At 68.9% G+C, this 5,036-nt stretch carries 3 protein-coding genes and 3 tRNA genes; 4 read left to right on the top strand and 2 right to left on the bottom strand.

Annotated elements, in window-relative coordinates:
• Window positions 1–261 precede the first annotated feature (261 nt).
• Together GHC57_RS18640 and GHC57_RS18635 are read right to left on the bottom strand one after the other, a co-directional pair.
• Window positions 262–335 (bottom strand) — tRNA-Gly (locus GHC57_RS18640).
• A gap of 35 nt (window positions 336–370) precedes the next feature.
• Window positions 371–456 (bottom strand) — tRNA-Tyr (locus GHC57_RS18635).
• Window positions 457–613: 157 nt separating this feature from the next.
• Between GHC57_RS18635 and rlmB the strand changes: the two genes are divergently transcribed.
• The 4 genes from rlmB to GHC57_RS18615 all read left to right on the top strand — a co-directional run bounded on the left by rlmB (window position 614) and on the right by GHC57_RS18615 (window position 4,970).
• A complete protein-coding gene (gene rlmB / locus GHC57_RS18630) occupies window positions 614–1,483 on the top strand; it encodes a 23S rRNA (guanosine(2251)-2'-O)-methyltransferase RlmB (protein ID WP_153347090.1) in 870 nt (289 codons plus the stop codon).
• Between the two features lie 148 nt (window positions 1,484–1,631).
• A tRNA-Thr gene (locus GHC57_RS18625) sits at window positions 1,632–1,707 on the top strand.
• Between the two features lie 825 nt (window positions 1,708–2,532).
• Window positions 2,533–2,898, top strand: coding sequence for a plasmid mobilization protein (locus GHC57_RS18620; protein WP_153347088.1), 366 nt, complete (start codon window positions 2,533–2,535; stop codon window positions 2,896–2,898).
• Window positions 2,895–4,970 carry an LPD7 domain-containing protein gene (locus tag GHC57_RS18615; protein WP_153347086.1) on the top strand — a complete coding sequence of 692 codons (2,076 nt, stop codon included), beginning with the start codon at window positions 2,895–2,897 and terminating at the stop codon, window positions 4,968–4,970. The genes GHC57_RS18620 and GHC57_RS18615 overlap by 4 nt, the downstream gene beginning before the upstream one ends.
• Window positions 4,971–5,036 lie beyond the last annotated feature (66 nt).

Below are 5,036 nucleotides of genomic sequence, written 5' to 3'. Positions count from 1 at the left end.
GTCTTGCCGTGGTCAACGTGACCGATCGTGCCCACGTTGCAATGCGGCTTGCTGCGGTCAAACTTTTCCTTCGCCATGGTCTGTCCCGTCCTTCCTCGAATCGGTGCGCAGCGGTGTACCCAGCGGAAACCTCGACACGACCGCCGGCCGGACACGTCAAAGGCCGACGAGTGAACACTCATCGGCCTTGGACGCGGGCCTTCGGCGCGGCGCCGGCATCCGGGCCGGACCCGGCCGGATCACGGCTCATGTCGGGCGGGGTGGAGCGGGTGATGGGAATCGAACCCACACAACCAGCTTGGAAGGCTGGGGCTCTACCATTGAGCTACACCCGCACCCCGGTCCCCCCGCGAGCGGGCGGAAAGAAGTCTGGTGGAGGGGGTTGGATTCGAACCAACGTAGGGTTTCCCCGCCGGATTTACAGTCCGGTGCCTTTAACCACTCGACCACCCCTCCGGAAGCGCTTCCCGCCCCCGCGGAGACCCCGCACTATGGTGATTTGCGGAGCCGTGTCAATGACATTATCACGACACCCTCAACCGTTCCGCCTGCCGCCCGGGCCCGCCCCGTGCTAAGCCGGGATCACACCATCCGCACGCATCCAGGACCCCCCATGCCGCCACGTTCCCGACCCGACCGCCCCCCCCGCCCCACCGGCCCGACCCACCCCGGCCCGGCGCGACGAGGGCCGCCGGGCGGCCCCCGGAAGGGCGGCGGCGCGGGGCCGAGCGCCACCGCGCCGCCCCGGTTGTACGGACGTCACGCCGTGCTGGCCGCGCTGCGGAATCCGGCGCGCCCGCTGCGCCGGCTCTGGGTGACGAGCGACGCCGCCGACACCGTCGCGGAGGCCGCGGCGGCCCGGGCGCTGTCGGTGGACGTATTGACCCGCCCCGACCTTGAGACCCTGTTGCCGCCCGGGGCCGTCCATCAGGGCCTCGCGCTGGAGGTGGGGCCCCTGCCCGCCCCCGCCATTCAGGACCTGCCCGCGCCGGACCCGGGCGACTCGGCGGTGGTGGTGGTGCTCGATCAGGTGTCCGACCCGCACAATGTGGGGGCGATTCTGCGCTCCGCCGCCGCCTTCGGCGCGGTGGCCGTGGTCACCCAGGACCGGCATGCGCCGCCGGAAACCGGGGCCCTGGCCAAGGCGGCGTCCGGCGCCCTGGAACGCGTGCCGCTGATTCGCGTGCCCAATCTGGCGCGGGCCCTGGAGGACTTGCGGGACCGGGGGTACTGGAGCGTCGGCCTGGAGGCCCGGGCCCCGGCGACGGTCGCCGGGGCGGGCCTGCACGGCGGGCTTGCCCTGGTGCTTGGCGCCGAGGGCAGCGGCCTGCGCCGGCTCACGCGCGAGCGCTGCGACCACCTCGCCCGCCTGCCCATGGTCGCGGGCGCGGCGGAGAGCCTGAACGTCTCCAACGCCTGCGCGGTGGCGCTGTACGAACTGCGCCGGACGGCGCTGGAGGATCTGGCCAAGCCCGGCCTGTGACGGTATAGGTTAGGGGGAGTCAGGGTGGGCGCATCCCGCCGCGTGGCGGACGGCGTCGGCGAGGCCCGCAGCCCGCGGGCGGCGGGCCCATCGGCGGAGGGATCCGGCACGGAACGCCCTGCGGATCCACGCCGGCCCAACTCACACGGCCCTTGTAGCTCAACTGGTAGAGCACCTGATTTGTAATCAGGGGGTTGCGGGTTCAAGTCCTGCCGGGGGCACCAGTTTTTTCAAGGACTTACGTCTCGCTACGGCGCCCCTCGGGGCGCCGTTTCGCGTTCAAGGTACCGCTCAAGGTACCAAATCTCGGCGCTTGACGATCCTGCAGGTGTCCAGGCGGCCAAAGCCGTGCGCGCAACGGTGCAAGTGTGTCATTGGGCATCGCATGACGCGGACCTGGGCGGCATAGGGCCTTTGGGTCAGCACCCTCACCGGGCGCAGCGCATGAGCCCTGGTCATGCGGCCTCTGTTGGCCTCCTCAAGGACAGACCCTCTGGACAGGTCGCCGCGGGCGTCCCGATCGCTTTTTGATCCCGCCGGCGACAGCGCTGGCCCCGCCTCCGAACGGACGATCCGCAGCAACCCGGAATATAGCCGCCCGCCCGGAATCGCTCAGCCACCGGCCGCGGCCTCACCGCCGCGATGTGGGTGGGCCAACCACGCCTCGTCGCGGTGGGGCCCGTCACACTCCATCCAGCCAAAGCACGTCACCTCCCTGCCCGGCCCATCAGCGCAACACTGGGCTTATCTGCCGGCGCGCGAATCGGTTTGCGAACATCGTTTCATTAAAGAGGGCGCAGAGAGGACATGAGATGAATAAAATACAATAATACCGCGATACAATATGACGATGATTGAACCGAATCGACACAGAACGACAAGGTTTTTCTGATTATTTTATTTCCGTTTCTTTTGGCGGTTGCACGATCCGACACTACACTGTCCTCACAGGCGACCGGGGCACCACGACTACACTCTTGGCCTCGGTGAGGCCCGTGCGCCCGCGATCTCGGCGGCTGCACGCGGCCCGACGCAACAGGAGGCTGGGTGTGGCATCGCCAGGACGACCGCGGAAGCAGGCGGAGGACCTTCGATCCCGTTCGATCAAGATCACGGTGACGGACGCCGAATTGGCCGCGCTCAAAGAGCACGCCCAAGAAGCCGGAATGCCGCTCGCCCGCTACCTGCGGGAGGCCGCGGTCAAGACACAGGTCGTGAACCGCCAGGACTGGCGGCGACTGGTGTTCCAGGTCAACCGGATCGGCAACAACCTCAATCAGGTCGCGCGCTGGTGCAACACCTACAAGGATGCGGCGGAGGCTGCCGGCGTCGTCGCGGCCCTGATGCAGATCGACCGCGGTATCCGGGACCTCGCCCTCCCGAGCCGGGATGCGTCGGAGGGCGACGCATCATGATGGTGATGTGGTCCAGGCACACCGGTGTCGACGATGCCTCCGGCCGGGGCGTGGTCAGCTACATGCACGACCCCGTCGTCATGAAGCCCGGCCCGGATGGCCGCGGGGTCCACGCCATCACCCGCGACCCGCCGCCCGAAGTCCTGCGCGGGGACGCCGGGCGGGTTCGCCTGGCGATCCAGGCGACGCCGTTCAAGCACCGCTATAGCTCCTGCGTGCTGTCGTTCGCCTCGGACGACATCGACGTGGCGGCGTTCAATGCCGGCGATCCCACGCTCCGACGGCAGGTGGACGAGGTCACCCGCCGCTTCGAGGACACCGCGTTTCCCGGCATTCCGGAGGCGGACCGGCCCGCCACGTACTGGACGACCCACACCCACACGGGGCGGCTCGAACTGAATTTTGTGGCCCCAAGGGCCGTCCTGACCGGCAGCGGCGCGATCCGGAGCCTGAACCCGAACCCACCCGGGACCCAGAACCGGCAGACGTGGGACGCCTTCCGGGACGTCTTCAATCGCCGCCATGGCTGGGCCGACCCGGACGATCCGGCACGCCGGCGCCTCGTCTCGGTCCCTGCCTGGAAAGCCAAGGCCAGCGCCGAGGCGCTCCGTGCCGGGCAGGCGGCCGACAAGGACGCGCGGGAGATTCTCGCCGACTGGGCCTGGGAGGGCATCGAAGCCGGGCTGATCACCTGCCGGGGCGACCTGCTGCACCACTTCGAGGAGGCTGGGTATCATGTCTACAGAACGGGCAAGGAATACGTCACCATCGGCGAACCCGGGGCAGCACCCCGCGACCGCCTCCGGCTCAGGGGGCCCCTCTTCGCCGCATCTTTCGACCAGGTTGCAGCGCTTGCAGGAGTCGTCCGACCAGGAGCGGCAGGCGCTGCTGGCCCTGCAGGCCGAACAGTTGACGAAGCTCAGGGCCGACTTGACCGGCTTGTCCAGGCGCGTGCTCGCTTCAATCGAAGCCGATACGGTTTCGAGGCTGGAGACGCTGAACCGGACGATCGCGTCCAGCACACGGAAGATGCGCTGGCTCTGGATCGGCCCGCTGATGATCTCCGCGCTCACCTGTCTCGGTCTCTGGGGGCTGATGGTGTTCTTGTCGGATCAGATCACGACCCTGTCCCGGGAGCGCACGGCCCTTCAGGCCGAGATTCGCGAGATGCAGGCGCAGACCATCCCCTGGACACTGGTGACCGGGCGGCCCGGCATCCACGTCCGGATCGTTCCGGGGACGCAGACCGAGTTGAAGGACACCGCCGGCACATGGATGCGGGCGGAGCAATAGCCCCGTCCGCGACCCGGCGGACCGCGTTCAAGGCGCGCCTCTGGTCCACGCTCTACCCCTGCACCCTGCCGCCGGAGATTGCCGCCCGCGTTCGATGGATCGATGTCGAGAGCCGGTCCGTGCGTCTGGCCGGTGGCGTCGTGGTGCAGGACCATGGGCCGCGCATCACCACCACCGGCGTGGTGCCGGAGGCCATCCGGCTGATGATGCTGGAGGCCCGCGCCAAGGGCTGGACCCACATCCAGCTCACCGGCAGCGATCCGTTCAAGGACGCGGCCGCGCGGGAGGCCGTCCGCCAGGGTCTGACGGTGAGCAACCCGGAGGTGGCGGCCACCGTCGCGGACGAGACCGGACGGCTGACCGCTCCAGGTCCCGCGTCCCAACCGTCCACGCGCCGCACGGCCCCAGCCCCGGAGACCCGGCATGACCCGAACCCTGACCGACATGGAACGCGCGCTGCTGAGCACGGTGGACCGGATGGAGACCGCCGCCGCCGCGCGCGAAGAGCGGCTGACGCGGCAGATCAGCGATTTGACCGAACGGCTCGAGACGCTGACCGTCGCCTACGAGCGGCTGGCCGCAGCCTTCAGCGAGGCCACCGCGTCCTGACCGAACGTCGGGTGGCGGAATTGGACGCCTTCAAGACCGATATCGACCTCCGCCGGTTCGCAGCACACCTGGGATACGCGGAAGATGTCCGGGCCTCCGACCGGAACCACACGGTCATGCGCAACGGCGACCACAAGCTCATCATCGGCATCAACGCCAAGGCTGTGTAACCTGATGTCTGGAAATTTTGCACGAGGGGGCGCACCTGCATGCCCATCCGTGGGGCGCGCCCCACG

The sequence above is a fragment of the Roseospira navarrensis genome (assembly GCF_009601025.1).
Taxonomy (GTDB): Bacteria; Pseudomonadota; Alphaproteobacteria; order Rhodospirillales; family Rhodospirillaceae; genus Rhodospira; species Rhodospira navarrensis.
This window is presented reverse-complemented; position numbering and strand designations above follow the sequence as displayed.